This window comes from Rathayibacter sp. AC451, from assembly GCF_979253095.1.
The window spans coordinates 1,958,709-1,983,784 of the sequence record NZ_CEEDBD010000001.1 but is presented as its reverse complement, the minus strand read 5'-3'; the positions used below and the strand labels follow the sequence as shown (position 1 = coordinate 1,983,784).

Genomic DNA, 25,076 nt, shown 5'->3' with positions numbered 1-25,076 from the left:
CGCCGTCGCCGAGCCCGTTCGACGAAGAGAGACTCCTGTGACCGACACCACCACCGCCTCCCTCCTCTGGGCGGAGGGCCCCGACGCCGATGCCCGCCTGACCGAGCTGATCGGCCGCCTCGACCTCGAGGAGAAGGTGCAGCTGCTCACCGGCCGCGACTTCTGGACCACCTGGCCGATCGAGAGCATCGGCCTGCGCCGCATGCTCGTCTCGGACGGCCCGTCCGGCGTGCGCGGCGAGGTCTGGGACGAGCGCTCGCCCTCGCTCAACCTGCCCGCGGCGACCGCGCTGTCCTCCTCCTGGGACCGCTCGATCGCCAGGCGCTACGGAGCCGCCGCCGCGGTCGAGGCGCGCCGGAAGGACGTCGACGTCGTGCTCGGCCCGACCATCAACCTGCACCGCTCGCCCCTGGGCGGCCGCCACTTCGAGGGCTTCAGCGAGGACCCGGTGCTCACCGCCGACCTGGCCGCGGCCTACGTGAGCGGCGTGCAGGAGAACGGCGTGGGAGCGACTCCCAAGCACTACATCGCCAACGACTCCGAGACCGACCGCTTCACCGTCGACGTGCGCGTGGGCGACCGCGCCCTGCGCGAGCTCTACCTCCTCGCCTTCGAGCGCGCGATCGTCGAGACCCGCGCCTGGCTCGTGATGAGCTCCTACAACTCGATCAACGGCACGACCGCCACCGAGAACGACCTCCTCGAGACGCCGCTGAACAGCGAGTGGGGCTTCGACGGAGTGGTCATCAGCGACTGGACCGCGGTGCGCTCGGTCGACAGCGCCCGCGCGGCGCAGGACCTCGTGATGCCCGGCCCCGACGGGCCCTGGGGCGCGGCGCTCGTCGCCGCCGTCCGCGACGGCTCGATCGAGGAGTCGGTGATCGACCGCAAGGTGCGCCGGATCCTCCGCCTCGCCGCTCGCGTCGGCGCCCTCGAGGGCTTCGCCCCCGCCGTCGCCGAGCCGGTGCTCGTCGAGGACGGCCGCGCCTTCGCCCGCGAGGCCGCCGCCGCGGGCAGCGTGCTGCTGCGCAACACCGGCGAGCTGCCCTGGGACGCCTCCGCCCTCTCCTCGGTCGCCGTCATCGGCCACAACGCCCGCGACGCCCGCACGCAGGGCGGCGGATCGGCGACGGTCCTGCCCGAGAAGGTCGTCACCCCGCTCGACGGGATCCGCGCCGCGCTGCCCGGCGCGCGCGTCGACTACGCCCTCGGCGCGATCGTGCAGGACGGAGTCGCGCCGCTCGCGCTCGAGACCATCACCAACCCGGTCACGGGGGAGCCCGGCCAGCGGGTGCGCTTCCTCGACGCGGAGGGCACCGAGCTGTTCGTCGAGGACCGCCGCGCCACCGCGCTCGTCTGGTTCGGCGGCACCGCGCCGATCGCGGCGTCCGCTCGCGTCGAGTTCTCGACGGTGCTGACCCCCGAGGCCGACGCGACCGTGCGCCTGGGCTTCGCGGTCGTGGGCACCGCGCGCATCTTCGTCGACGGGGACCTGTTCCTCGAGGAGACCCTCGCCCCGGTCGGCGCCGACCTCGGAGCCGCGCTCCTGGCGCCGCCGTCGGTCTCGGGCCCGCTGCAGGTCACCGCCGGCACGCCCGTCGACATCCGCATCGAGTACGACATCGAGCACACCGACGGCGAGCTCGAGGGAGCCCTCGGCTTCACCTACGGCATCGAGCCCGCCGACACCCCCGCCGAGCAGCTCATCGCCGAGGCGGTGGCGCTCGCCCGCGACGCCGACGTCGCGCTCGTGGTCGTCGGCACCAACTCCGCCGTCGAGTCCGAGGGCTACGACCGCAGCTCCCTCGACCTCCCCGGGCAGCAGGACGCCCTCGTGCGCGCCGTCGCCGCGGCGAACCCGCGCACGGTCGTGGTCGTCAACTCCGGATCGCCGGTGCTGCTGCCCTGGCGCGACGAGGTCGCCGCCGTGCTCGTCGGCTACTTCGGCGGGCAGGAGATGGGCGACGCGGTCGCCGACGTCCTGCTCGGCGCCGTCGAGCCGGGCGGGCGCCTCCCCACGACCTGGCCGGCCGCGATCGAGGACGTCCCCGTGCTCTCGACGCTGCCCACCGACGGCGAGCTGCACTACGACGAGGGCATCCACATCGGCTACCGCGCGTGGCTGCGGAGCGAGGTCGAGCCGGCCTACGGCTTCGGCCACGGCCTCGGCTACACGTCGTTCGACCTCGTGTCGCTGGCCCCCGTCGAGCCCGTCCGGGCCGGCGAGGACGCGGTGCTGCTGGTCGACGTCGTCAACACCGGCGACCGCGCGGGCAAGGTGGTGCTGCAGGCCTACGCCGAGCGCCGCGACTCCGCCGTCGAGCGCCCGGTGCGCTGGCTGGTCGGCTTCGAGAGCGCGAGCATCGAGGCCGGAGCCGCCGCGCAGATCGCGGTGACCGTGCCCACGCGACTGCTCGCGACGTGGAGCGACGGCTGGGACTACGAGGCCGGAGCCTTCACGATCCGCGTCGGCACCTCGCTCGAGGACGTCCCGCTGGCGTCGGAGCTCGAGCTGCTGGTCTGAAGCTGGGAGCGGGGTCCCGGACGGGTTTCTATCACGTTCGGGGCATCCCGCAACCCGGTGCGCTCCCAGGCGGCTCGCGCTTAACGTCGAGGAAGACGGCCGCAAGAGCGGACCGCCGCACACCGAGTGACAGAGCAAGGAGCACCACCGTGCCGCAGATCATCGAGACCGTCGACGTCAACGTCCCCGTGTCCGTCGCCTACAACCAGTGGACCCAGTTCGAGGAGTTCCCCAAGTTCCTCGACGAGGTCGAGTCGATCCAGCAGGTCACCGACGTCCTCACCGTCTGGAAGGTGAAGGTCGGACCGGTCGAGCGCGAGTTCGAGGCCAACATCACCGAGCAGCACCCCGACGAGCGCGTCGCGTGGAACAGCACCGGAGGCGAGACCGACCACGCCGGTGTCGTCACCTTCCACAAGCTCTCGGACTCCGAGACCCGCGTCACCGTGCAGCTCGACTGGGAGCCCAAGGGCTTCCTCGAGTCGCTCGGCTCGCTCGTCGGCGCCGGCAGCCACGCCGTCAAGAAGGACCTGAAGAACTTCAAGGAGTACATCGAGTCCAAGGGCACTCCGGACGGCGCCTGGCGCGGCGACGTCGAGGCCTGAGGCTCCGATGTCCGACACGACCGGCTCCCTGAACGACTCCGAGGGTGAGAAGAAGGACGGCGGCCTCGGCGACGACGGCACCATCCCCGACTCCGAGAGCGGCCTGGCCGTCGGAGTGACCGGCGACTCCCACTTCAATCCCGAAGAGGACGCCCCCGCCGACGACGAGTCCTGAGACTCGGGTACACCTCCGCGAGATGCCACTCGTGCGCACGCCCCAGGGCGTCCGCGAGTGGCATCTCGCGTGTGCGCGGGTGCGCTCAGCGCCAGGCGCGCGCGTACTGCGGCGGCACGACCGCGTCCAGGTCGGCGCCCAGCTCCTGCGCCATGCGCGAGGCGGCGTGCGGGTCGCGCAGCAGCTCCCGCGCGAGCAGCACGACATCGGCCTCGCCCGCGGCGAGCACCCCTTCCGCCTGCTCGGACGTCGTGATCAGGCCCACCGCTCCCACCGGTGCTCCGGTCGCCCGGCGCACCGCGGCCGCGAACGGCACCTGGTAGAGGGGAGCGACCGGGATGTCCGTGCCGCGGACCAGGCCGCCGGTGGAGACGTCGAAGAGGTCGGCCCCCGCCTCCCGCGCCCAGCCGGCGACGGTCACCGTCTCGTCGAGGTCCCAGCCGCCCTCCGCCCAGTCGGTCGCCGAGAAGCGGACCAGCAGCGGCAGCTCGCCGATCTCGGCGCGCACCTCGCGCACGACCTCGAGCAGGAGCCGCGCGCGGTTCTCGAGGGAGCCGCCGTAGGCGTCCTCGCGCCGGTTCGACAGCGGCGACAGGAACTGGTGCAGCAGGTAGCCGTGGGCGGCGTGGATCTCGATCACGTCGAAGCCGGCCTCGACGGCGCGGCGGGCGGAGTCGCGGAACGCCTGCACGAGGCCGGGCAGCTCGTCCGCGTCGAGGGCCCGCGGGGCGGCGTAGCCCTCGAAGGCGACGGCCGACGGGGCGACCGTGTCCCAGCCGCCCTCCTCCGCCGGCACCGTTCCGCGCCCGCTCCACTCGCGGTACGTCGACGCCTTGCGCCCGGCGTGCGCGAGCTGCACCCCGGCGAGGGCGCCCTGCTCGTGCACGAAGTCGACGATCGGCGCCCAGGCGTCGCGCTGCTCGTCGGTCCAGAGGCCGGTGTCCCAGGGGCTGATCCGTCCCTCCGGCACGACTCCCGTCGCCTCCGCGATCAGCACGCCCACGCCCCCGCGCGCGATCGAGCCCAGGTGCACGAGGTGCCAGGTGGTCGGCACCCCGTCGCGCGCCTCGACCGAGTACTGGCACATCGGAGCCGCCCAGAGGCGGTTGCGGGCGGTACGGGAGCGGAGGGTGAGGGGCTGGAGCAGAGCGGGAGCGGTGGTCATCCAGGTGACAACCGCTCCCGGCCGCCCGTCATTCCCGGCGGCGCGAGGGGTCAGCTCGGCCAGGTCGAGCCGGGCGCCTCCTGCCAGACGGTGCTCGGCGGGGTGAGCGCGGCGAGTTCCTCGAACAGCGAGTCCGGGATCTCGAGCGCGTCGTCGGCGACGAACTCGTCGAAGTGCTCGGCCGTCGTGGCGCCGACGACGGTGGTCGTGATCCGCTCGTCGCGGGTCGAGAACTGCAGGGCGGCGGCCCGGAGCGGCACCCCGGCGCGGTCGCACGCCTCGCCCATCTCGGTGACCGCCTGCACGATCTCGGGGGGAGCCGGGCGGTAGGCGTACGTCTCGACCGGCTGGGGCCAGCGGGCGAGCGCGCCGCCGCCGTAGACCGCCGCGTTCACCACGACGACGCCGCGGTCGACCGAGACGTCGATCAGCTCGTCCGAGGAGCGGTCGACGAGCGTGCAGCGGTTGTGCGTGATCACCGCGTCGAACAGCCCCGTCTCGACGTAGTGGTGCAGCATCGGCGCGGGTCCGCCCGAGATGCCGATCGAGAGCGCGACGCCGGCCTCCTTCATCGCGACGAGGGCCCGCACGGGGCCGTCCTCGGCGAACGCCTCCTCGTACGAGATGCGCTCGGGGTCGTGCAGGTAGAGCAGCGGGAGCACGTCCATGCCCAGGCGCTCGCGGCTCTCGTCGAGGCTGCGCCGCATCCGCTCGCCCGAGTAGCTGCCGGTCTCGGGATCGCGGTCGAGCTTCGTCACGACGGTGATGCCGTCCGGAACCCCGCCGTGCGCCCGCAGCGCCTCGCCGATCAGCCGCTCGCTGTGCCCCTGCGCGTACTCGTTGGAGGTGTCGATCACCGACACGGCGCGATCGGCGGAGGAGCCGAGCACCCGCTCGAGGGCGGGCACCGTCTCGAGGTCCCGCACGCGCTCGGGGTTCCAGGACGTGCCGAGCGTGAGCCGGGTGACCGAGGCGCCGGAGGGGCCGAACGGGCGGAGGAGAGGGGAGCTCGAATTCGAGGACTGCGATGTCATGCCCCCAGCCTGTCAGTGGGTGGACTCAGTGCACCAGCGTGCTCAGTGCACCAGCGTGCTCAGTGCACCAGCGTGCTCAGTGCACCAGCGTGCTCAGTGCACCAGCGTGCTCAGCCAGACCACGACGAGCCCGAGCAGCATCGTGCAGAGGGTGCTCAGCACGCGGCGGCCGGGCGGGCTCCCGCGGCGGGCCGAGGTGAGGTAGCCCAGAAGGGCCAGGATCGCGACGCCCGAGCCGAGCGCCAGGTAGTAGGCGGTCCACTCCTCGACCAGTCCGAGGGGGGCGAGCGCGAGCAGCGCCGCGGGCACGACCATGGCCACGAGCATCCCGATCGAGTGCCGTGCCGTGGCGAGCACCGCGTCGAGGATCGTGCGCACGCCGGGCTCCGCCTCCGGCAGCCGCGCGAGCGTGCCCGCGTACAGGTGCGCGAGCCAGAAGACGCTCACCGAGCCCAGGAGGAACAGCAGCACCTCGAGATCGGTGTCGTCGTCCCAGCCGACCGCGATCAGCGTGATCGCGAGGACCGTGCCGTAGATGGCGCCCTCGGTGCGGAGGATCGCGCTCACGGCACCGACGGCGGCGAAGGGGGTGCGGGCGGTCGCGGCGTGCGCGGGAGCGGGTGTCTCGGGGACGGGGATCCCGGGGACGTCGGCATCGGGGGCGGGAGTCATGGCGGCGGGCTCTCGATCGGCGACGGGGTGGTCCTCACTGTAGGGGGTGGGACTGCAGGGGGTGGGCGGCGTCCTCCCTCAGCTCGACGATCGCCGCGGCGACCCGCGAGACGAGGTCCGCCGGCAGCTCGCGCCCCCAGGGCAGCGCGACCGTGTCCTTGCCCGTGCGCAGCGGCGCGAGCTCGTGCTCGAGCTCGGGCGAGAGCCGGGGCACCGGATGCAGTCCCACGTGCGTCTTCCAGCCGGCCCAGTGGATCGCGTAGCGGCCGCCCAGCATCACGGCCGGCATGCCGTAGCGGATCCGCTCCTCGGCCCCGGGCGCCGCGGCGAGGATCAGGCGCCGCACCTCCTCGAGCCGCTCCCGTCGCTCCGGCGGGAACGCGGACAGGTACTCCTCGACGGTGACGGCGGCGGCGCTCATGGCGGCATTCTGCTCCGCCTCGCACCCGGACGGCACCCCTGCCAGGATCGGGAGATGGTCTCCGACTCCCTCGACTCCCTGGTCACTCCCGCGCTCGTGCTCGACGAGGCGGTCCTCGACCGCAACATCGCCGCGACCGCCGCCCGGGCCCGTGACCGCGGGCTGGCGCTGCGCCCGCACGCCAAGACGCACAAGTCGCTCGAGATCGCCCGGCGTCAGCTGGCCGCGGGGGCGGTCGGACTCACGGTCGCCACGGTGTCCGAGGCGGAGGTCTTCGCCGCGGGCGGCTGCGACGACCTGTTCATCGCGTACCCGCTGTGGCTCGACACCGAGCGGGCCGGACGGCTGCGCCGGGTCCTGCGCACCGCGCGCGTGCGTATCGGGGTCGACTCCGCCGCCTCGGCCGAGCGCGCCGCCGCGGCGATCCCGGTGGACGAGCGCGGGCGCCTCGAGGTCGTCGTCGAGATCGACTCGGGCCACCACCGCAGCGGGGTGCCGGCCGACGAGGCGGGCGAGGTCGCGGCCGCCGCCGTCGCCGCCGGACTCGACGTGGTCGGCGTCTTCACCTTCCCGGGCCACAGCTACGCGCTCGACGCGCGGGCCGCCGCCGCCCGCGACGAGGCGGAGGCGCTCGCCGCTGCCGCCGCGTCCCTCGCCTCCGTCGGCGTCACGGCGCGGGTCATCAGCGGGGGCTCCACTCCGTCCGCCGACTTCGCCGACGCGGGAGTCCTCACGGAGTTGCGCCCGGGGGTCTCATCGCTCGGCGACGCCCAGCAGTGGGAGATGGGCACGATCGGACCGGAGTCGATCGCCGTCACGGTCCTCGCCACGATCGTCTCGCGGCACGACGGCCGGCTGATCGCCGACGCGGGCAGCAAGGTCCTCTCCTCCGATCGCGGGGCCGTCTCGAGCGGCTTCGGGCGGCTGCCCGAGCACCCGGAGGCGCGCGTCACGGTGCTCTCGGAGCACCACGCCACGATCACCGGGATCGACCTGCCGCTCGGCTCGCGGGTCCGCATCGCCCCGAACCACGTCTGCGTCGCGGTGAACCTGGCCGACGAGTACCGGGTGCTGCTCGCCGACGGGGGCGCCGACGCGTGGCCCGTGGACGCGCGCGGGCGCAACAGCTAGAGGGCGGGACCCCGGCGCGGGATCCGCAGCCCGACGAGCGCGGTCAGTCCCAGCAGCACGAAGGCCGACCCGAAGGCGGCGGTCGGCGAGGCCGTGTCCGCCAGCAGGCCGGCGAGCAGCGGGCCGATGACGCCGCCGAGGTCCGAGGCCGCCTGGAACACCGAGACCGGCCGTCCGCCGCGATCGCCCGCCGCGTCGCCGACGAGGGCGCCCGGCGCCGTCCCCATGAACGCGGCCGCCGCTCCGTAGAGGCAGAGCAGCACCACGAGCAGCCACAGCTCCGAGACGAGCGGCATCGCGAGCATCGCCAGCGCCGCGACGGCGAAGCCGCCGATCAGTGCGGGCCGGCGACCCACCGTGTCGACGAAGCGGCCGGCCGGAGCGAGCGCCACGGTCTGCACGACGGCCGCGATCGCGAAGGCGATGCCCGTCCAGGCCGGGTCGTCGCCGAGGCCCTCGACCACCAGCACCGGCACGAGAGTGGCCCGCACGCCCATCGCCGACCAGCCGAGCGCGAAGTTCGCGAGCACGGCGCTCTGGTAGCGGCGGTCCCGCACGACCTCGCGCATCGGCCGGACGACCGCGGCCGTCCCCGCCGCCGCGTCCCGCTCGGGGCGGCGCAGCAGCACCAGTCCGACCAGCCCCGCGACGGCGAGCGTGCCCGCGTAGAAGAAGAAGGGAGCGGTCAGCGAGATCGCGGTCAGCACGCCTCCGACCGCGGGGCCCGCCATGCCGCCGAGCAGGAACCCGCCCTGGTAGAAGCCGATCGAGCGCCCGCGCCGCTCCGGTGCCGCCGTGCGCAGGAGGAGCGTCATCGCCGCGACCGAGAACATCGCCGAGCCGATCCCGCCCGCCCCGCGCAGCAGCAGCAGGTGCAGGTAGTCGCCGGCGAGCCCCACCAGCGCGCTCGACAGCGCCACGATGCCGATGCCCGTCGCGAGCACCACGCGCTCGCCGAGCCGGTCGACGAGCGGCCCGACGAACGGGTTCGCGACCAGCCGCATCAGCGCGAACGCCGACACGACCGCGCCGACCTCCACGTAGCCGACGCCGAAGCTGCGGACGTAGACGGGCAGCACGGGGACGACGACGCCGAAGCCCAGCATCACGAAGAACGCGACGATCCCGAGGACCAGGACGTCGCGCGGAAGCCTCTCGCGCTCGCCCCGGTTCTGCCACGGAAGTCTCACCCCCCGACGCTACCCGCTGCCCGGGCTGTGACGCGTCACCGCGCGAGGACGCCGAGCACCCTCAGCGCAGCGCTGCGCTCTCGGCGTCGTAGAGAGCCTTCACCTCGCCGGCCGTCAGCGTCCGGTCCCACACGCGCACCTTGGCGACGGTGCCGCGGGCGAAGTTGCCGGCCTTGCCCGTGAGCTGGACGCCTCCGACCGTGAAGTCGCCCGCGACCGGGTTCAGCCCGTGCGGGAACAGGTAGGGGTTCTTCGCGTACGTGTTGCGGAGCGTGTCGGTGTACCTCGGGTAGGCGGTCGCGACGCCGTCGAGGTACGAGACCGCCTGCGCGCCGTCGTAGGTGCCGACGTGCAGCTGCCAGACGGAGCGCGTCATTCTCGTGCCCGAGGCGGAGTAATCGCGGGAGTAGGGGTACCCCGGGGTCGGCCCGCCCGATCGCGAGACGTGGAAGTTGGCCCGGTCGGCACCGCCGTAGGTCCCGAGGTCGTAGAACAGGCCGTAGGAGCGGCGCGGCTGGTTCGCGTCCTCGGTCCACGAGCCGGCGACGAAGCCCGTGTCGGTGTCGGTGGCCCGCACCCACGCGGCGACCGTGACCGTGTTCTTCGACGCGCCGATCGTGAGCCTGCCGGTCGAAGCGGCCGGCAGGCGCAGGTAGCTGGAGCCCGTGAGCGAGAGGCCCGTGCCCCAGGGAGTCGCGACACGGGTGGCGGCCGTCCGCCCGGCCTGCGCGAGCGGCAGGTCAGCCGCGGTGGTGCGGAACGGGGCGGCCGACTCGGTGAAGTCCCACTGCGCGATCGGCGCGGGCACGCCGACGGGGACGCCGGAGGGGCTGGGGACCGTGGTGGGGGTCGGAGTGGGCGCGGTCGTCGGAGGAGGTGTCGGAGCCGGGGTGGGTGCGGAGGTCGGCGCGGCGGTCGGGGTGGGAGTCGCAGTGGGCGTCGGCGGGGGCGCCGCAGTGGCGGTGGCACTCGGAGTCGGAGTCGCCGTCGGCGTCGGAGTCGCGCCCCCCGCGTTCCGCACGATGAGGCGCACCCCCGCACTGGTCCCGGTGTTCCCCGCGGCGTCCCCAGCGCGGGCGGTCACGGTGTAGGTCGCGTCGCGCCAGGCGCGGGTGTCGGCGGTGAGGGCCCAGCGGCCGTCCGAGCGCTTCGCGCCGTCGCCGACGCGCGTGCTGCCGGACCAGAACGAGACGGAGGCGACGCCGACGTCGTCCGTCGCCGTCGCGACGAGGGTGGCCGGCCCCGACACCGTGCTGCCCGAGGCGGGGGATGTGATCCTGACGACCGGGACCGTGGCGTCCGCGGCGGCCGCGGGCGGGGCCGCGAGGGGCCCGGCGACGAGGAGGAGGGCGAGGAGTCCGACGCCGAGCAGGCGTCCGGTCCTCGACGCCGGAGGCGCGGCCGGACCCCGGCTCCCGGTGTCCTGCCGCGTGCTGCGCAGCGTGCTGCTGGGTGTGCTGTGCGGTGTGGTTCGAGGCATGGCGGAGCGGCCCTTCCGTCGTCGGGAGCGAGGACGGAGAGAGACGTGCGCGGTCCCCCCGTGGCGCCTCGTCTCCGGTGCTCGCACCCTAGAAGGGGCGCCGCGAGCACCTCCAGCGGGTTGACCTCTCGCTGAGCCGGGCGCTAGTCGGGGCGGCGGGATCCCCCGCTACGCGCGACGCCCGGGGCCCGCTCCGATCGACCAGACCCGCGGAGGGAGCGCACCGGTCACCGAGTGGTCGCCGACGATCCGCGCCTTGAAGACCCACGGATTGTGGCTCGCGGCGGTGCGGGCGTTGCGCCAGTGCCGATCGAGGTTCTTCGTCGTGCTCACTCCGGAGGCGCCGAGCGCGTCGAACACGTCGGACGTCGCGCGGGTCGCGAGCTGGGTCAGCACGATCTGCGCCTGCGCCGACTCGAGCTCGGCGAGGTCGTTCAGCCGCTCCTCCTCGACGACGTCCTCTCCGGACGCGGCCTCGTAGGCGAGCTGCAGGGCCTGCGCGGCCTTCTCGACGATCGCCGAGCCGGCGTACGCGGCGGCCGAGACCTGCCCGACGACCTGCAGGATCTGCGGATCGGCGGCGTACGAGTCGGCGTTGCCGTGCGAGTAGATGCGGGTGCGGCCGCGCACCGCCTCGGCGAGCTCGCGCTCGGCGGCGGCGATGGATCCGGCCAGCACCGACAGCAGCACGGCCTGGTAGAACGCGGTCTGGTAGCGGAACCGGGTGCCGAAGTCGACGACGTCCTCGGCCGCGACCACGGCGTCGACGAAGGTGCTGGTGCCGGAGCCCGTGGTGCGCTGACCGAAGCCGTCCCAGTCGTCGGCGTGCGTCACTCCGCCCTGACGGGCGTCGACGATCGCGATGACCGTCGCGCCGGTGTCGGAGCGCTGGGCGAAGACGTCGATCCAGTCGGCGAAGATACTGCCGGTCGAGTAGTACTTGGTGCCGTTCACGAGGAAGCGCTCGGCATCGCCCTCGATCGGGCTGACCTTGGTGTTCACGTCGCCGATGGCGACGGTGCCGACCTCGGTCCACGCGTTGCCGCCGATCTCGCCGTCGACGAAGCGCTGGAGCCAGCGCTCGCGCGTGCCGTCGGTGGCGACGAGGCGGTCCTCGACGAGCGCGAAGTGCCCGCGCAGGGCCTGCGGGATGTTCGAGTCGGCCGAGGCGAGCTCGGTCAGCAGCCGGAAGAGCTGGGGGAGGGTCGCCCTGCTCCGCCGTTCTCGATCGGCACCCGCACAGCGCCGAAGCCGGCCGCGGCCAGCGCCCGGATCTGCTCGGCCGGCAGCACGTGGTCGCGCTCGCGGGCGGAGGCGCCCGCCGCGATCTCGGCGAAGAGCGGGCGGAAGCGCGCGGCGAGCTCGTCGTAGGGCACGGTCCCGACGGCCGGGGCAGGTGCGGCGGCGGTGGCGGTGGGCGCGGCGGCGGTGGCGACGGACATGGTCGGCTCCTCTCGAACGGCGCGCCGGAGGCGGCGGCACGGGAGCGACGGTAGCCGCCGGGCGCGACGCGGCGGGCTCTGTGTCCAGGTGTTACGGGGAGTGCGGGGAAGTCGGGCGGCTGGGGAGGAGAGCTGGACCGGGGAATGCCTGGCGACGCTCGGTGTTGGCACAGGGGATGACTTCGACGCACCCGTCCCCCGCACACTCCGCTCCCGCCGACTCCGACCGCCGCGCCCTCGTGGTCGGCGCGACCGGCATCGCCGGATCCGCCCTCGTCGATCTGCTCACCGAGCAGGGCCGGCCCGTCACCGCCCTCTCGCGCCGGCCGATCGCCGAGCGTCCCGGCGTCCGCCCGCTCGCGGCCGACCTGCGCTCGGCCGACGACCTCGCCCGCGTGCTCGCCGACGAGCGGCCGACGCACGTCTACTTCACCGCCTGGTCGCGCCAGGAGACGGAGGAGGAGAACATCGCCGTCAACGCCGGCATGGTCCGCGACCTCCTCGCCGCGCTGGCGCACGCTCCGCTCGAGCACGTCGCCCTGGTCACCGGGCTCAAGCACTACCTCGGCCCGTTCGAGGCGTACGGCCAGGGCGCGATGCCCGACACCCCCTTCCACGAGGAGGAGGAGCGGCTGGACGCCCCGAACTTCTACTACGCGCAGGAGGACGAGCTCTTCGCCGCCGCCGAGCGCGCGGGCTTCACCTGGTCGGTGCACCGCTCGCACACCGTGATCGGCCACGCGGTCGGCAACGCCATGAACATGGGCCTGACCCTCGCGGTCTACGCCTCGATCCAGCGCGAGCTCGGCCGGCCCTTCGTGTTCCCGGGCTCGCTCACCCAGTGGAACGGCCTCACCGACATGACGGACGCCACCGTGCTCGCCGCGCAGATGGTCTGGGCCTCGACGTCCGAGGCTGGTCGCGACGAGGCCTTCAACGTGGTCAACGGCGACGTCTTCCGCTGGCGCTGGATGTGGACGCGCCTCGCCGAGCACTTCGGCGTCGAGCCGGTGGGCCCGGGGGAGGAGCCGCAGCCGCTCGAGCAGCAGATGGCCGACGCGCAGCCCGTCTGGCAGCGCCTGGTCGAGCAGCACGGCCTGATCGAGCCCGACCTCGGCCGTGTCGCGTCCTGGTGGCACACCGACGCCGACCTCGGCCGCGAGATCGAGGTCGTGACCGACATCAGCAAGTCCCGCCTCGCCGGATTCACGCTGCACCACCGCACCGCCGACTCCTTCACCGCGCTGTTCGACCGCTACCGCGCGGGAGAAGCTGATCCCGTAGGGCGAGCCCCCGCGCACCCTCCCCGTCCTCCCGACCGTCGCCGTCCCGTCGCCTCCCCGTCACCCCGATGACACCGACCGCACCTAGCGTCACGGCATGGCGGCGGCGGTGAGCGGAGCATGATCGAGCGGGTCGACCCGTTCATCGGCACGGAGGCGACGGCGCTCGCCGAGCCCACCGGTCTCGCCGCGACCTGGTGGTCGCCCAAGCCGCTGATCGGCAACACGCACCCCGGAGCGACGTACCCGCTCGGCATGGTCTCGGCCTGCTCCTACTCGGGCGCCTACCCGACCGGATACGGACGCTACGACCTGGCGCTCGAGGGCGTGCCCCCGCTCATCCGCGAGGGCATCGAGGCCTCGGGCTTCACGCACTTCCAGCAGTCGGGCACCGGGGCGATCCGGAAGTACTACAACTACCTCCGCGTCACGCCCATGATCGAGCCGCTCGACGAGCTCGGCCGCAGCTGGGACGTCGTCGACGAGGTCGCCGAGCCCGGCTACTACGCGGCGACCCTCTCCTCCGGGGTCCGCGCCGAGCTGACCGTCGGCCCCGCCTCGGCCGTGCACCGCTACACGTTCCCGCGCCACCGCAGCGCCCGCGTCGTCGTCGACCTCTCGCTCGGCGGCCTCGCCATCCCGAGCGGAGCGACCGTGCCGCTGCGCGCGCAGCTGCGGTCGATCTCGCCCGGCGTCGCGAGCGGCGAGGTCGTGATGGAGGGCGCGCCCTCGCGGTGCACCTCGAGTGCGACGCACTGCACTGGCGCCAGATGCTCTGGTACGACCGGCGGCTCATGCCGGGCGGCACCCGGCTCGACTTCGACCACATCCGCCCGACCACCCTCCGCCCGTTCGGCCTGATGTGGGCGGGGCCGAGCGAGCCCGGCACGACCGTCGAGCTCCGGATGGGCTTCTCGCTCCGCGGGACCGAGCGCGCCCGCGAGAACCTGCATCGCGACGTGCCGCCCACCGGCACCGGCTTCGACCAGCGCCGCGACCGCACCCGCAAGACGTGGCGGAAGCACCTGCGCCGGATCGCCGTCGACACCCCGTCCGTCGACCGCGAGACCGTCTTCTCGACCGCGCTGTACCACTCGCTGATCAAGCCGTGCCTCGCCCCCTCCGAGAGCCCGTTCTGGCCGACCGACGGCCCCTTCGTCTTCGACATCAGCACCATGTGGGACATCTACCGCACCCAGCTGCCTCTGCTCACCGCCCTGATCCCGGAGCGTGCGGTCGAGATCGGAGCGGCGCTGCTCACCATCTGCGAGGAGGAGGGCAACTTCCCGATCGGCTACCGGATGGCCAAGGGCAGCGACCGCTTCTCGCGGCAGGGCAGCGCCCTGGCGCACACCTTCCTCGCCGACCTCTGCCGACTGGGCCTGCCCGGCATCGACTGGGACGCGGCGCTCGTGCACATGGCGGAGGACCTCAAGCGCACCTACGGCGAGGAGTTCCTCGCGGCCGGCGAGGCGCATCCGATCAGCCACACCCTCGACCTGGCCCACGGCTACTGGTGCACGGCCGTCGTGGCGCGCCACGTCGGCGACCGGGTGCTCGCGGAGCAGCTCGAGGAGCGCGCCGCGCAGTGGGTGAACGCCTTCGACCTCCGCACCGGGCTGCTCAAGGACTCCACCTACTACGAGGGCACGCGCCACAACTACTCCTTCCGTCTGCTGCACGACATGGCGGGCCGCATCGCGCTGAGCGGAGGCGACGACGCGTTCGTCGCGCAGCTCGACGAGTTCTTCGGCTACGGCGCCGAGCCGGTGACGCAGCCCGGGCTGCGCCCCGCTCGCGCCGAGATGGCGGAGGGAGCCGCGCTCGGGCGCTTCGAGGGCCTCAACAACGAGCCCGACATGGACGCTCCCTGGGCGTACCACTACGCGGGCCGGCCCGACCGCACGGCCGAGATCGTGCAGGGCGTGCTGCACCAGCGCTTCGGCACCGGCCGCGGCGGGCTGCCCGGCAACGACGACTCCGGCGGGCTGAGCTCCTGGTACGTCTGGGCGAGCCTGGGGCTGTTCCCGGTCGCCGGGCAGGGACTCGTCCTGGTGAACGCACCGGCGTTCTCCCGGGTCTCGGTCGCCGTCGGCGGGGCCGACCTCGAGATCCGCACCACCGGCTTCGTCGAGCCCGTGCCCGGTGGAGCGGTGCAGTACGTGCAGTCGGCCGAGTTCAACGGCGCACCCCTCGTGTCGAGCGCTATCAGCGCGGCCGAGCTGCACCGCGGGGGCGAGCTCACCCTGCACCTCGGACCCGAGCCGTCGGAGTGGGCGAATGCCCCGGAGCACCGGCCGCCGTCGCATCCCGCGCGGCCCGCCGCCACGACCACCAGCACCACCCAGCCCTAGGAGGAGACCATGGACCAGAGCACTCACGCGAGCACCGTGCAGAATCGGCTCGTGATCGTCGTCCGGGCGGATCCCGTGATCTGCGGGCACTCGGTCGAGGCGCGCAATCTCGCCGAGACGGCGCTCGAGCGCGGCTTCGACGAGGTCCGCATCGTCACCTGGCCGATCGAGCGACTCCGAGGCGGCGGGTCTGCCGCTGAAGCCGCTGGACGCGGTCCTGCCCTACAGCGAGGGCATCATCGTGGAGCGGCCGGCACCGGTCGGCGACTACAAGGTGCCGGACGGCCGCTACCTCGCCGGCATGATCGGCCGCCTCATCGAGCTGTTCACCGACGGGGTGCCGACGGTCTGCCTGTCGCTCTACCTCAGCCCGCACACGATCGCGGTGTCCGACGCCCTCCGCGCCGCCTGGAGCAGCGGGCTGCCCGTGAACGTCACCACCATCGCCGAGGCGGTGGGCTCCGACGTCACGAACGTCGTCCGCCGCGCGGTCGAGGAGGGGCGTCTGGGCGCCGCCGCCCACATCTTCGCCTCCTATCTCTCGCAGGACCACTGCGTCGCCGTCTCGGAGTACACCCGCGACCTCGTCGTCGAGGAGGCCGAGCAGATCGACGCCGTGCACGGCACGCGCTTCGCCGAGCAGTGCCGGTCCCGCATCGCGATCTCGTACCCGGCGATCGACTCCGACGCCTACTCCGACCTCGATCCGGTCGCCCTCGACGACCTGATCCGGGCACGCGGGCTCCGCCGGGACGGCTACGTGCTCTTCCTCTCGCGCCTCACCGAGGCCAAGGGCGTCGAGGACCTCATCGCCGGCTACGAGCGCAGCCGCGTCCACGAGCAGCACGAGCTCGTCATCGCGGGGCGCGGCCCTCAGGAGTCGGAGCTGCGCCGGATCGCGGCCGCCTCGCCGCTGGCGCACCGCATCCGGTTCCTCGACGACGTCGGAGACGCCGAGAAGCCCTACCTGATGGCCGGCTGCTCGGCGTTCGTGCTGCCGAGCAAGCCCCGGCCCGAGTTCGTCGAGACGTTCGGCATCGCGCTCGCCGAGAAGATGCTCGCCGGGGGCGGTCCCGTCATCACGACCCTCACCGGCGGGATCGGGGAGGCGATCGGCGAGCACGCCTTCGTCGTCCCGGTGGAGGATCCGGACGCGATCGCGTCGCTCCTGGACCACGCGATCCTCGAGCTCGACGACTCCGAGCGCGCCCGACTGGCCGTCGCCGCCCGCGAGTACGCGCTGCGGTTCGACCGCCGCGCGGTGTTCGACCGCCTGTTCGCGCGACTCGGGCGCACGGCCCGGCCGGAGCCGGCGCTCGAGGCGTGAGGACCGCCCTCAGGAGGCGTCGGGGCCTGTTCAGCAGGCCCTAGGCGCTCCGGCGGCCCGCTCCCCGCTGACGGGGCTCCTGCTCGTCGGCGGGGAGCGCGAGCCGGTAGCGCACGAAGCGGAGGGTGAAGCTGCGGCGCTCGGAGCCCTCGAGGCGCTCCGCGAGGACCCGGATGCCGAGGACGGCGACGACGCGCCACTGCTCGAGACCGCCGGTCACGACGGCGGTGAAGACGGCTCCGGGGAGGACCTCGGCGTGGGCGGCGCCGGGGTCGCGGGAGTCGTCGGCCGTCGCTCCGCTGCTGCCGTCGGCACGGACGTCGACGCCGTCGGAGGGATCGAGGGGCTCGACGCGCTCCTCGCTGCAGGGTGAGATCTCGATGGTCATTGTCGCCGGCTCCTGGGGGTGGCGGACCTGTCCGCGGCGCTTCGGGTGCGCCTCGCACCCGACCGCTGGTCGCGGGCAGGGGGGACCCGGCGACCAGCGGTCGGTCATGCGTGCGGCTCGGGGGCGAGCCCGCCGGAACGCCCTCCGCACCGCCCTCGCAGTGTAGGGGGCGTATCTGGGTTCTGGCGCGGAATGTCAACCACTTGCGGGGTGGCCGTTCAGACCGACGATCGTCGGTCTCGAACGCACCGAAGGCCCGTCCCCGCTGGGGATCGGGCCTTCGAAGGAGGTCGTCCGGATCGGATGCTCGATCGGGAGCCGATCGATCCGGGTGCCGGGGCGGATCAGGCGGCGGACTCGGCCCGACGCAGCGGCACGGCGGCCTGCGACGCCGGCTCGGGGACGATGCGCAGCCCCGCTCCGCTGTTCGCGCGCTCCATGAGCGCCTCGACCCACTCGGGGTTGATGGTGGGCTGGCGGCTGCCCTTGAACTCGAACTGGATCGGGATGGTCGGGTGCATCCACACGCCGCGGCGGCCGGTGCCGGCCTGGGGGGAGGCGTCCAGGGTCAGCAGGAAGCGCTCGTCGCGGCGGAACTTGTTGATGATGACGATCTGGAGATGGGCGAGAGCCCGGTCCTCGACCTCGATCGAGGCGGGAGGGGTGCCGTAGAGGATGTTGCCCATGATCTTCTCCGATCAGACGAGTGGATGCGGTCCGATCAGCATATCGCTAGACGGACTTCCTACTAGTCAAGCTAGTTACTTCTGCTCGGGGGATTGACCCTCGGCGCGACCCGCACTACACGCTCCACGGCGAGCGGCGTGCGCCAGTCCTTGCCGTCGGCTCAGCGACACGGTAGCCACCGCAGGTGAACGGATGGCGAGGGGTGACGAAGGCGTCGCCGGAAGCCCGGACGGGCCGCGCGTCAGGCGCGGCGGCGCTCCGGAGCGCTCTCGACGAGCTCGTCCGCGAACGCCTGGTCCGCGAACGCGATGTCGGCGGTCTCGGCCGGGTTCTCCACGATGTCGCGCATCGTCGAGAGGAAGCGGATCACCGTGCGGGCCTCGACGGGGTCGAGCTGCTCGGCCGCTTCGAGCATCCGGCGGTGCATCTCGTCGAGCGTCTCGCGCACCTCGCGGTGGGAGGTCGGCGTGGCGACGATGCGGATGGCCCGGCGGTCGCTCGGATGCGGCTGGCGCACCACGTGACCGCTCTTCACGAGGCGGTCGATCAGGACCGTGGTGGAGGCGGAGGAGATGCCGAGGTAGGCCGCGAGGTCCTTCGGGCTGACGTGCTGACCCGTCTGCTGGCGGCGCATGAGGAACTGGACGGCGAGGAGGTCGTTCTCGCCCATCCCCATCGACCCGCGCGTGCGGCGGCGCATCGCGGTCTCGGCCGTGCGGAACGCCCTCATCGCGGCGAGCACCTCGACCGCACCGGGCTCGCTCGACTCACCCGGGAACCAGAAGGCTCCGGGTCGAGTGGTCGCGACGTCGTCCATGCAGGACAGTCTAGACAGTCATGTAGCAAGAACATCTAGTGATGCCAAACCCCGTCCCACCGGCTTGTGCGGCGACGTCCCCTCCGATAGAACTCTCGTAGCTAGTTAGACGAGCTAGCGATATTCAGGGGGTGATGCGGCGTGATCGACGAGCTCGACCTCCTCCCCGCCGGGACCTCCGTCGATCCGCTCCTCGGAGCGACCCTGTCCGGCCGCTACCTCGTGCTCGAGCGCATCGGCGAGGGAGGCAGCGCGAGCGTCTACCGCGCTCGCGATCTGCGCCTCGCCCGGCCCGTCGCGGTCAAGGTGCACCGCGCCGTCGCCGACACCCCGAACGAGCGGGCCCGCCGCGAGCGCGAGATCCGCATGCTCATCGACTCCCGCCACTCCAGCGTCGTCGAGATCCTCGATCAGGGCGAGATCGCCCAGGAGGAGGGGGAGCTGTCCTACCTCGTCCTCGAGTACTTCGATCCCGCCGACCCGGCCGCTGCGTGGTTCTCGTCGCGTGACGAGCGGATGATCGCCGAGGTCGGCGCTCAGGTCGCCGACGCGCTCGCCCACCTGCACGCCCGCGATGTGCTGCACCGCGACGTGAAGCCCGAGAACGTGCTCGTGCGATCGCGTCCGGTGCCGGCCGGCTCCTCCCTCCCGCGATGCCAAGCTCAGCGACTTCGGCATCGCGCGCTCCGTCGACGACGCGCGCCTCACCCGTCCGGACCTGCTCGTCGGGACCGCCGGGTACCTCAGCCCCGAGAGCGTGGGCGCGGGGCCCGTCGGGCCGTCCTCCGACGTCTACTCGCTCGGCCTCGTGCTGCTCGAGGCCCTGACGGGGAAGCGGGCCTACGAGGGCACGACCCTCGAGATCTCCCTGCAGCGGATGCACCACGCCCCGGTCCTGCCCGCCGGGCTCCCCGAGCGCTGGCGCGCTCTGCTCGCCGCGATGACCGCGCTCGACCCGGAGGAGCGCCCCTCGGCCGCGACCGTGGCGGAGCGGCTCTGGAGCGGCCTGCACGGCGCCGGCCCGACCGCTCCCGCGCGGATGCGGCTGCACGGGCTGCTCGCGACCGTCGCGACGCTGGCGGTCGGCGCGCTCTCGGCGCTCTCGCTCACGGGCGTCCTCGACTGACCGGACGCTCCGTCCCCCTCCGCCCGCATCGCGCTCCCTCAGGGCTTCCGGAGCGGCGGTGACGTAGTCTCCCGGCCATGAGCCCCCGTCGACTCTTCCGCGTCCTGTCCGTCGTCGAGGCGGTGACCTGGACCCTCCTGATCGCCGGCATGCTGCTGAAGTACGCCGTCGGAGTCGGCGACTGGCCCGTCAGCGTCGCCGGCCCGATCCACGGCTTCGCCTTCCTCGCGTACGGCGCGGCGGCGCTCGTCCTCTCGGTCAACCAGCGCTGGTCGATCGCGGCGACGGTGCTCGCGCTCGCCAGCGCGGTGGTCCCGTACGCGACCGTCCCGCTCGAGCGCGGCTTCGAGCGACGCGGTCTGCTCGAGGGGGAGTGGCGCCGGGCCGCCGGGGACGATCCGCGCGATCACCGCCTCGCGAGCCGGCTGCTGCGCTGGGCTCTCGTCCGACCGGTGCTCGCGGGTGCGCTGGTGCTCGCGGCCGTCGCCGTCGTGTTCACGGCGCTGCTCGTGGTCGGGCCGCCCGGCGGCGGCGAGGCGTAGCCGCCCTCAGGCGGTCCGGCGCGAGACCGCGTCGATCAGGATCTCTGCGGCCCGTCGGGCGTGCAGCGCGGACTCGGGCGTGCCGGCGATCGCCGCGGTGGTCTGCGCGCCCTCGGCGAGGATCGCGAGCTGCGCGGCGAGCTCGGCGTCGCCTCCGATCTGCTCGGCCAGCTCGGCGAGGAAGCGCTGGAACACGGCCTTGTGCTCGCGCGCGAGCTCGGCGACGGCGGGGTTCGACGAGCCGAGCTCGCCGAAGGCGTTGATGAACCCGCAGCCGCGGAACGTGTCCTCCGAGAACCAGTCGAAGAGGAAGTCGTAGATGGCGAGGAGCTTCTCGCGGGCCCCCTCGACCCCGGCCACGCGGGCGGTCACCCCGGCGGTCCATCCGGCGTGACGGCCGTGCAGGACGGCGACGACGACGGCCTCCTTGCTGGGGAACTCGGAGTAGAGCCGCTTGAGCGAGACGCCGGCCGCGGTGCGCAGCTCGTCCATGCCGACCGACAGGATCCCGCGCGCGTAGTAGAGACGGTCCGCCGCCGCCAGGATCGCCTCGCGGGGGGTGGGGACGGGCACCGCCCCACCCGGGGTCGGGGACGCCGGGAGGGCGTCGGCTGTCGTGGTCGCGGGCATCGTCCCATGGTACGCGTCGTCAGAACGCGCGTTCTCGGACCGACGGGAACCGGCTGCTCCGGTGTCGGTCGCCGGTGCTAGCGTCGGCCCTGCTCGGACCCCGAGCACGATCCCGGAGGGGGACGGCATGGTTCTGCAGATGCTCGCCGACGAGTACTCGATCGCGTCGCTGCGCCCGGCCGAGGTCGAGCTCGGCGAGCCCGGGCCGGGGTCCGTCCGGATCCGGGCGCGCCGCGGGGGTGAACCCCTCCGACGCGAAGCTGCTCTCCGGGGTGTTCGGGCGGGGCCGCACCCCCGTCCGCCCGGGCGGCGAGGTCTCGGGAGTGGTCACGGCCGTGGGCGAGGATGCGGTCGGTCCGCTCGGTGCGCTCCGCGTCGGCGACGAAGTGGTCGCGTTCCGCGTCTCGGGCGGCTGGAGCGAGGAGCTCCTCGCGAGGGCGTCGTCCGTCCTGCCCAAGCCTGCGGGGTTCGGCTGGGAGGCGGCGGCCGGGCTCCTGCTGACCGGCACGACCGCGGTGCACCTGCTCGAGGCCACCCGGGTGGCGGCGGGCGAGACCGTGCTCGTGCACGGGGCGAGCGGAGCCGTCGGCAGCCTCCTCGTGCAGCTGGCCGTCGCGCGCGGGGCCCGCGTGCTCGGCACGGCGAGCGGGCGCGGCGCCCCGGTCGTGCGGCGCTTCGGCGGCGAACCCCTGGCCTACGGGCCGGGCCTCGAGCAGCGCGTGCGCGGGGCCGCACCCGACGGGGTGGACGTCGCGCTCGACACGGCCGGCACCGACGAGGCGCTCGACGTCTCGGTCGCCGTCGTCGCCGACCGCTCCCGCATCGCCACCATCGCCGGCTTCGAGCACGCCGAGCGGCTCGGCGGCGTGCTGCGGCTGGGTGGGGAGCGGGGGCCGACCCCGGCACCGCGCTGCGCGACTCCGCCCGGGAGCCCCTCGTCGAGGCCGCCGGTCGCGGCGAGCTCGAGGTCGTCCTCGGTCCGTCCTTCCCGCTCGTTCAGGCGGCCGCCGCGCTCGAGCTGGTCGCGTCGGGCCGCGCGGGCGGCAAGGTGGTGCTGATCCCCCTGAGCGAGACGCGCACGGTGGAGCTCCGGGCGGACGGGCCCGTCGACCTCGCGGCCACCGCGAGCCTCCTCCGCAACCACGCGGTCCCCGGTGCCGAGCGGGTGGCCGAGGGCGGTCGCCGGCTCGAGCGCCTGCTCGTCGTCGACGGGCGACCGCGCCACGTCGTCCTCGAGCTGACGGAGGCGGGAGCGCTCGTGACGGCGGACGGCGATGCGATCGACCGGGTCGCGGTCCGGGTGCGCGCCTGGCTCGATCTCGACTCCGACGTCGAGGCGATCGGAGCGGCGCTGTCCGCCGATCCCCGGCTCGCCGCGTCCGTCGCGGCGCGGCCCGGTCTGCGCGCGATCCGCTATCCGGAGCCGTTCGAGGCCGCTGTGGCGTCGGTGCTCGGGCAGCAGGTGTCGGTCGCGGCGGCGCGCACCTTCGCCGGACGGGCGGTGGCGGCGTTCGGCGGCTCGGGCCCTGCGGGACTGCGGCTGTTCCCGTCCCCCGTCGAGCTGCTCGCCGTGCCCCTCGAGGAGCTGCGGGCGGCGATCGGAGTGACGAACGCCCGCGCCCGCACCGTCCGCGCCGTCGCGGCCGCGTTCGCCGACGGCCTGGTGCTCGACGCCGCCGGTGATCTGCCCGAGCAGCGGCGCCTCCTGCTCGCGATCTCCGGCATCGGTCCGTGGACGGCGGACTACCTCGCGCTGCGCCTGCTCGGCGATCCCGATGCCTTCCCGGCGGGCGATCTCGTGCTGCGGCGGGCGCTCGGCGGCGTCTCGACGGCGGCGGCCGATGCGGAGTCGGAGCGCTGGCGTCCGCACCGGGCGCACGCGGCGTACCACCTGTGGGCCCTCGCGGGCGCGGTCTGAGCCTCGCGGGGCGGTGGGTTCCGAGTCCTAGCTCAGGTACTCGACGTCGTCGTAGTGGAAGGGCGCGTCCTCGGCGTCCGGGTCTTCGGCCGGCACGTCCTCGTGCTCGAGGATCACGGCCACCCCGGGGGAGACGAGGACGCAGACCTCGCGCTCGCCGGCGACGGTGAAGCTCACCATGTCGCCGTGATCGCGCACGGCCTGCACGAGGCGCTTCTCGAGCTCCTCGGTGTCGAGGGCGAGCGAGAGGAGGAACCGGCGTCCGTCGATGCTCAGGATCGTGCGTCTCATCGTGTCCTCCTGATCGGGGCCCCCGGTGCGCCCTGCGCGACCAGGGTCGCGGCCTTGACGCGCAGCGAGGCGGCGTGCATCCGGATGACGGCGTTCATCCGCGTTCCGGTCGGGACTCGTGGTGGCGGCGGCCCGCCGTGCGGCGGTCCTCCTTCATCTCGGACTCGAAGAGGTGGCGGCGCCCGTCGGCGAGCTCGTCGCGGGCGGCGCGCTCCTGCTCGCGGAACGCCGAGTAGTAGGTGTCGTCGTAGTCCTCGACGATCTGGAAGGTCCATCGACCCTCGATGACGTTGCGGCCGACCAGCTCCGACTCGAGCCTGTCGGCCACTCCTGGGTGCCCCGCCTCCCGGAACGCCTCGACCGCCTCGCCGAGCGCGAGGTCGGCGGCGCCGGTGAGGCGGTGGAACCCGTAGAGCAGGCCGCGGGCGTGCTCGACGGTCTCGAGGGCCTCGGACAGCTTGCCCAGTGCGGCGACGGTGGCGTCGTCGAGCCCGACCGGGCGGAGGTGCGCGGTGTCGGGGGTGTCGTGCGAACCGGTCATTCCATCGAGCTTAGGCGGACCATACTTCGTCGCCACCCCCTTGCGCCGAGGGCGCGGAACGTCCTGGACCGCGTGCGCGGGGGTTCGTCAAGGCCCTCCCCGACACCGTTCGGGCTCGCTTAGCGTCGCGTCATCGGACCCCTCGAGCGACGACGAGGTCGCGGGGGACCGGGGATCGGGAGGCAGCCATGCTCGGCTTCGGGATCGAGGAGGAGTTCGTCCTGCTGGACGCCGCGGGGCTCCGACCGCTGGACCTGGGCAACGCGGTCTACTCCGAGTTCTTCGGCGATCCGAACTTCGGCGGTTGCGTGGGCCGCGAGTTCCTCGCCTGCCAGCTCGAGTTCACCTCGCCGGTGCTGCGGAGCCTCGCGCAGGCGCACGAGTGCCTCTCGTCGTTCCGCTCGCGCCTCGCAGCGACCGCGGCGGAGTTCGACGCGCTGGCCGCGGGTGTCGGCGTCCCCTTCTCCTCCGGGGGCGCGCCCGCGCTGTCGCCCGAGCCGCGCTACCGGGAGGTCGGCGAGCGGATGGGGGCGCCGCTCGAGGGGCACCGCATTCAGGCGCTGCACGTGCACGTCGAGGTGCCGAACCGCGACGCGGGAGCCGCCGCCCTCAACCGGCTCCGGGTCTGGCTGCCGACGCTGCTCGCGCTCTCGGTCAACTCGCCGTTCCAGGGCGAGGCCGACTCGGGGTTCGGGAGCTGGCGGAGCGTGGCGCTGCGGCGCTGGTCGACGGCCGGCTGCCCGCCCTCTTCACCGGCGCGGACGACTACGACCGCCGCGAGCGCGCGCTGATCGGGCTCGGCTCGAGCGTGGACCGCGAGGCGATCGCCTGGCAGGCGCGCCTGTCGTCGCGCTACCCGACGCTCGAGATCCGGGTGGCGGACGCACAGCTCGACGCCGCCGACTCGGTGCTGCTCGCGGGGATCTGCCGCGCGCTCGTGCGCTCGGGCCTCGAGCGGGCGGAGGCCGGCGAGCCCTGCTCCCCGCTCGCGCCGGAGCTGCTGGACGCGGGGCTCTGGCACGCGGGCCGCTTCGGCCTGGACGGCACGCTGCTCTCGCCCGGGGAGGGGCGGGCGCTGCCGGCCGCCGAGGTCGTCGCGGAGCTGCGCGAGTGGATCGACCGCGGGCTGCGCGCGAACGGCGATACGGAGGCCGTCGACGACGGGCTCGAGCGGCTGGCGAGGATCGGCACGGGGGCCGCCCGCCAGCGTCGCGCGTTCGCGGAGGGAGGGACGCGGGGGCTGAGCGAGCTGCTCGGCACTCCGGGCGCCCCCGCTCCGCGGAGCCTGCAGCGCGAGCTGTCGCGGCGCGGGGAGTGGTGAGCGGGGGAGCGC

At 73.8% G+C, this 25,076-nt stretch carries 24 protein-coding genes and 5 pseudogenes; 15 read left to right on the top strand and 14 right to left on the bottom strand.

Annotated elements, in window-relative coordinates:
- The first annotated feature begins 37 nt into the window (after positions 1–37).
- The 3 genes from AC0CID_RS09505 (at position 38) to AC0CID_RS09495 (ending at position 3,304) form a co-directional block, all read left to right on the top strand.
- Positions 38–2,524, top strand: a complete 2,487-nt coding sequence (locus AC0CID_RS09505) for a glycoside hydrolase family 3 protein (protein WP_465226597.1) — start codon at positions 38–40, stop codon at positions 2,522–2,524.
- 149 nt (positions 2,525–2,673) lie between these two features.
- Positions 2,674–3,129: an SRPBCC family protein gene (locus AC0CID_RS09500; RefSeq protein ID WP_207407619.1), complete on the top strand. Its 456-nt coding sequence runs from the start codon at positions 2,674–2,676 to the stop codon at positions 3,127–3,129.
- A 7-nt stretch (positions 3,130–3,136) separates the two neighbouring features.
- Entirely contained in the window at positions 3,137–3,304 is a 168-nt protein-coding gene (locus AC0CID_RS09495; protein ID WP_207407621.1) for a hypothetical protein, read from the top strand.
- A gap of 85 nt (positions 3,305–3,389) precedes the next feature.
- On the opposite strand, the gene AC0CID_RS09490 is transcribed toward AC0CID_RS09495, so the two are convergent.
- The 4 genes from AC0CID_RS09490 to AC0CID_RS09475 all read right to left on the bottom strand — a co-directional run bounded on the left by AC0CID_RS09490 (position 3,390) and on the right by AC0CID_RS09475 (position 6,596).
- Positions 3,390–4,469, bottom strand: coding sequence for an NADH:flavin oxidoreductase/NADH oxidase (locus AC0CID_RS09490; RefSeq protein ID WP_465226596.1), 1,080 nt, complete (start codon positions 4,467–4,469; stop codon positions 3,390–3,392).
- Positions 4,470–4,519: 50 nt separating this feature from the next.
- A complete protein-coding gene (locus tag AC0CID_RS09485; RefSeq protein ID WP_465226595.1) occupies positions 4,520–5,503 on the bottom strand; it encodes an aldo/keto reductase in 984 nt (327 codons plus the stop codon).
- Positions 5,504–5,596: 93 nt separating this feature from the next.
- Positions 5,597–6,175 (bottom strand): hypothetical protein, encoded by a 579-nt coding sequence (locus tag AC0CID_RS09480; protein ID WP_465226594.1) that lies wholly within the window; start codon positions 6,173–6,175, stop codon positions 5,597–5,599.
- A gap of 34 nt (positions 6,176–6,209) precedes the next feature.
- Positions 6,210–6,596 carry an iron chaperone gene (locus AC0CID_RS09475; protein ID WP_465226593.1) on the bottom strand — a complete coding sequence of 129 codons (387 nt, stop codon included), beginning with the start codon at positions 6,594–6,596 and terminating at the stop codon, positions 6,210–6,212.
- Positions 6,597–6,650: 54 nt separating this feature from the next.
- Here AC0CID_RS09475 and AC0CID_RS09470 point away from each other — a divergent pair, with 54 nt between their 5' ends.
- A complete protein-coding gene (locus AC0CID_RS09470; RefSeq protein ID WP_465226592.1) occupies positions 6,651–7,727 on the top strand; it encodes an alanine racemase in 1,077 nt (358 codons plus the stop codon).
- On the opposite strand, the gene AC0CID_RS09465 is transcribed toward AC0CID_RS09470, so the two are convergent.
- From AC0CID_RS09465 to AC0CID_RS09450, 4 genes are all read right to left on the bottom strand, one after another.
- On the bottom strand, positions 7,724–8,917 hold the full coding sequence (locus AC0CID_RS09465; RefSeq protein WP_465226591.1) for an MFS transporter: 1,194 nt from the start codon (positions 8,915–8,917) through the stop codon (positions 7,724–7,726). The two genes, AC0CID_RS09470 and AC0CID_RS09465, sit on opposite strands and share 4 nt — an antisense overlap.
- A 61-nt stretch (positions 8,918–8,978) precedes the next feature.
- Entirely contained in the window at positions 8,979–10,397 is a 1,419-nt protein-coding gene (locus tag AC0CID_RS09460; protein WP_465226590.1) for an Ig-like domain-containing protein, read from the bottom strand.
- A gap of 168 nt (positions 10,398–10,565) precedes the next feature.
- Positions 10,566–11,399 carry an acyl-CoA dehydrogenase family protein gene (locus tag AC0CID_RS09455; protein WP_465226589.1) on the bottom strand — a complete coding sequence of 278 codons (834 nt, stop codon included), beginning with the start codon at positions 11,397–11,399 and terminating at the stop codon, positions 10,566–10,568.
- Positions 11,400–11,575: 176 nt separating this feature from the next.
- A complete protein-coding gene (locus tag AC0CID_RS09450) occupies positions 11,576–11,839 on the bottom strand; it encodes a hypothetical protein (RefSeq protein WP_465226588.1) in 264 nt (87 codons plus the stop codon).
- A gap of 176 nt (positions 11,840–12,015) precedes the next feature.
- Here AC0CID_RS09450 and AC0CID_RS09445 point away from each other — a divergent pair, with 176 nt between their 5' ends.
- From AC0CID_RS09445 to AC0CID_RS09430, 4 genes are all read left to right on the top strand, one after another.
- Positions 12,016–13,194, top strand: coding sequence for an SDR family oxidoreductase (locus AC0CID_RS09445; protein WP_465226587.1), 1,179 nt, complete (start codon positions 12,016–12,018; stop codon positions 13,192–13,194).
- A 48-nt stretch (positions 13,195–13,242) separates the two neighbouring features.
- Positions 13,243–13,983 (top strand): hypothetical protein, encoded by a 741-nt coding sequence (locus tag AC0CID_RS09440; RefSeq protein ID WP_465226586.1) that lies wholly within the window; start codon positions 13,243–13,245, stop codon positions 13,981–13,983.
- Positions 13,893–15,476 (top strand): glycoside hydrolase domain-containing protein, encoded by a 1,584-nt coding sequence (locus tag AC0CID_RS09435; protein WP_465226585.1) that lies wholly within the window; start codon positions 13,893–13,895, stop codon positions 15,474–15,476. The genes AC0CID_RS09440 and AC0CID_RS09435 overlap by 91 nt, the downstream gene beginning before the upstream one ends.
- 241 nt (positions 15,477–15,717) lie before the next feature.
- The gene (locus tag AC0CID_RS09430) at positions 15,718–16,803 is read left to right on the top strand and encodes a glycosyltransferase (RefSeq protein WP_465226584.1); all 1,086 of its coding nucleotides are present in this window, start codon (positions 15,718–15,720) and stop codon (positions 16,801–16,803) included.
- A 40-nt stretch (positions 16,804–16,843) separates the two neighbouring features.
- Here AC0CID_RS09430 and AC0CID_RS09425 read toward each other — a convergent pair whose 3' ends face one another.
- The 3 genes from AC0CID_RS09425 to AC0CID_RS09415 all read right to left on the bottom strand — a co-directional run bounded on the left by AC0CID_RS09425 (position 16,844) and on the right by AC0CID_RS09415 (position 18,695).
- The gene (locus AC0CID_RS09425; protein ID WP_207406064.1) at positions 16,844–17,191 is read right to left on the bottom strand and encodes a hypothetical protein; all 348 of its coding nucleotides are present in this window, start codon (positions 17,189–17,191) and stop codon (positions 16,844–16,846) included.
- A gap of 344 nt (positions 17,192–17,535) precedes the next feature.
- Positions 17,536–17,877, bottom strand: a complete 342-nt coding sequence (locus AC0CID_RS09420) for a DUF7882 family protein (RefSeq protein ID WP_207406065.1) — start codon at positions 17,875–17,877, stop codon at positions 17,536–17,538.
- A 242-nt stretch (positions 17,878–18,119) separates the two neighbouring features.
- On the bottom strand, positions 18,120–18,695 hold the full coding sequence (locus AC0CID_RS09415) for a MarR family winged helix-turn-helix transcriptional regulator (protein ID WP_207406066.1): 576 nt from the start codon (positions 18,693–18,695) through the stop codon (positions 18,120–18,122).
- A 141-nt stretch (positions 18,696–18,836) separates the two neighbouring features.
- Here AC0CID_RS09415 and AC0CID_RS09410 point away from each other — a divergent pair.
- The 3 genes and pseudogenes from AC0CID_RS09410 to AC0CID_RS09400 form a co-directional block, all read left to right on the top strand.
- Positions 18,837–19,259, top strand: a pseudogene (locus tag AC0CID_RS09410) (protein kinase domain-containing protein); the annotation flags it as partial.
- Between the two features lie 100 nt (positions 19,260–19,359).
- Positions 19,360–19,821, top strand: a pseudogene (locus AC0CID_RS09405) (protein kinase domain-containing protein); the annotation flags it as partial.
- Between the two features lie 77 nt (positions 19,822–19,898).
- Entirely contained in the window at positions 19,899–20,363 is a 465-nt protein-coding gene (locus tag AC0CID_RS09400) for a DUF3817 domain-containing protein (protein WP_465226583.1), read from the top strand.
- A gap of 6 nt (positions 20,364–20,369) precedes the next feature.
- Here AC0CID_RS09400 and AC0CID_RS09395 read toward each other — a convergent pair whose 3' ends face one another.
- The gene (locus tag AC0CID_RS09395; RefSeq protein ID WP_207406069.1) at positions 20,370–20,993 is read right to left on the bottom strand and encodes a TetR/AcrR family transcriptional regulator; all 624 of its coding nucleotides are present in this window, start codon (positions 20,991–20,993) and stop codon (positions 20,370–20,372) included.
- A 74-nt stretch (positions 20,994–21,067) separates the two neighbouring features.
- Here AC0CID_RS09395 and AC0CID_RS09390 point away from each other — a divergent pair.
- The 3 genes and pseudogenes from AC0CID_RS09390 to AC0CID_RS09380 all read left to right on the top strand — a co-directional run.
- A pseudogene (locus AC0CID_RS09390) lies at positions 21,068–21,787 on the top strand (alcohol dehydrogenase catalytic domain-containing protein); the annotation flags it as partial.
- 116 nt (positions 21,788–21,903) lie between these two features.
- Positions 21,904–21,990, top strand: a pseudogene (locus AC0CID_RS09385) (hypothetical protein); the annotation flags it as partial.
- A 51-nt stretch (positions 21,991–22,041) separates the two neighbouring features.
- Positions 22,042–22,911: a DNA-3-methyladenine glycosylase family protein gene (locus tag AC0CID_RS09380; RefSeq protein WP_465228074.1), complete on the top strand. Its 870-nt coding sequence runs from the start codon at positions 22,042–22,044 to the stop codon at positions 22,909–22,911.
- Positions 22,912–22,938: 27 nt separating this feature from the next.
- Here AC0CID_RS09380 and AC0CID_RS09375 read toward each other — a convergent pair whose 3' ends face one another.
- Positions 22,939–23,202 carry a hypothetical protein gene (locus tag AC0CID_RS09375; RefSeq protein ID WP_465226582.1) on the bottom strand — a complete coding sequence of 88 codons (264 nt, stop codon included), beginning with the start codon at positions 23,200–23,202 and terminating at the stop codon, positions 22,939–22,941.
- A gap of 94 nt (positions 23,203–23,296) precedes the next feature.
- Complete coding sequence (locus AC0CID_RS09370; RefSeq protein WP_207406072.1) at positions 23,297–23,743, bottom strand: hypothetical protein; 447 nt, start codon at positions 23,741–23,743, stop codon at positions 23,297–23,299.
- 188 nt (positions 23,744–23,931) lie between these two features.
- Here AC0CID_RS09370 and AC0CID_RS09365 point away from each other — a divergent pair.
- Positions 23,932–25,064, top strand: a pseudogene (locus tag AC0CID_RS09365) (carboxylate-amine ligase).
- The last annotated feature ends 12 nt before the right edge of the window (positions 25,065–25,076 follow it).

Bases quoted from the DNA above. Each gene is read 5' to 3' on its own strand.
- AC0CID_RS09440 (WP_465226586.1), top strand. From the start codon at position 13,243: ATGATCGAGCGGGTCGACCCGTTCATCGGCACGGAGGCGACGGCGCTC.
- AC0CID_RS09480 (WP_465226594.1), bottom strand. From the start codon at position 6,175: ATGACTCCCGCCCCCGATGCCGACGTCCCCGGGATCCCCGTCCCCGAG.
- AC0CID_RS09400 (WP_465226583.1), top strand. From the start codon at position 19,899: ATGAGCCCCCGTCGACTCTTCCGCGTCCTGTCCGTCGTCGAGGCGGTG.
- AC0CID_RS09475 (WP_465226593.1), bottom strand. From the start codon at position 6,596: ATGAGCGCCGCCGCCGTCACCGTCGAGGAGTACCTGTCCGCGTTCCCG.
- AC0CID_RS09435 (WP_465226585.1), top strand. From the start codon at position 13,893: ATGCTCTGGTACGACCGGCGGCTCATGCCGGGCGGCACCCGGCTCGAC.
- AC0CID_RS09460 (WP_465226590.1), bottom strand. From the start codon at position 10,397: ATGCCTCGAACCACACCGCACAGCACACCCAGCAGCACGCTGCGCAGC.
- AC0CID_RS09420 (WP_207406065.1), bottom strand. From the start codon at position 17,877: ATGGGCAACATCCTCTACGGCACCCCTCCCGCCTCGATCGAGGTCGAG.
- AC0CID_RS09415 (WP_207406066.1), bottom strand. From the start codon at position 18,695: ATGGACGACGTCGCGACCACTCGACCCGGAGCCTTCTGGTTCCCGGGT.
- AC0CID_RS09470 (WP_465226592.1), top strand. From the start codon at position 6,651: ATGGTCTCCGACTCCCTCGACTCCCTGGTCACTCCCGCGCTCGTGCTC.
- AC0CID_RS09375 (WP_465226582.1), bottom strand. From the start codon at position 23,202: ATGAGACGCACGATCCTGAGCATCGACGGACGCCGGTTCCTCCTCTCG.
- AC0CID_RS09485 (WP_465226595.1), bottom strand. From the start codon at position 5,503: ATGACATCGCAGTCCTCGAATTCGAGCTCCCCTCTCCTCCGCCCGTTC.
- AC0CID_RS09450 (WP_465226588.1), bottom strand. From the start codon at position 11,839: ATGTCCGTCGCCACCGCCGCCGCGCCCACCGCCACCGCCGCCGCACCT.
- AC0CID_RS09495 (WP_207407621.1), top strand. From the start codon at position 3,137: ATGTCCGACACGACCGGCTCCCTGAACGACTCCGAGGGTGAGAAGAAG.
- AC0CID_RS09370 (WP_207406072.1), bottom strand. From the start codon at position 23,743: ATGACCGGTTCGCACGACACCCCCGACACCGCGCACCTCCGCCCGGTC.
- AC0CID_RS09425 (WP_207406064.1), bottom strand. From the start codon at position 17,191: ATGACCATCGAGATCTCACCCTGCAGCGAGGAGCGCGTCGAGCCCCTC.
- AC0CID_RS09490 (WP_465226596.1), bottom strand. From the start codon at position 4,469: ATGACCACCGCTCCCGCTCTGCTCCAGCCCCTCACCCTCCGCTCCCGT.
- AC0CID_RS09395 (WP_207406069.1), bottom strand. From the start codon at position 20,993: ATGCCCGCGACCACGACAGCCGACGCCCTCCCGGCGTCCCCGACCCCG.
- AC0CID_RS09445 (WP_465226587.1), top strand. From the start codon at position 12,016: ATGACTTCGACGCACCCGTCCCCCGCACACTCCGCTCCCGCCGACTCC.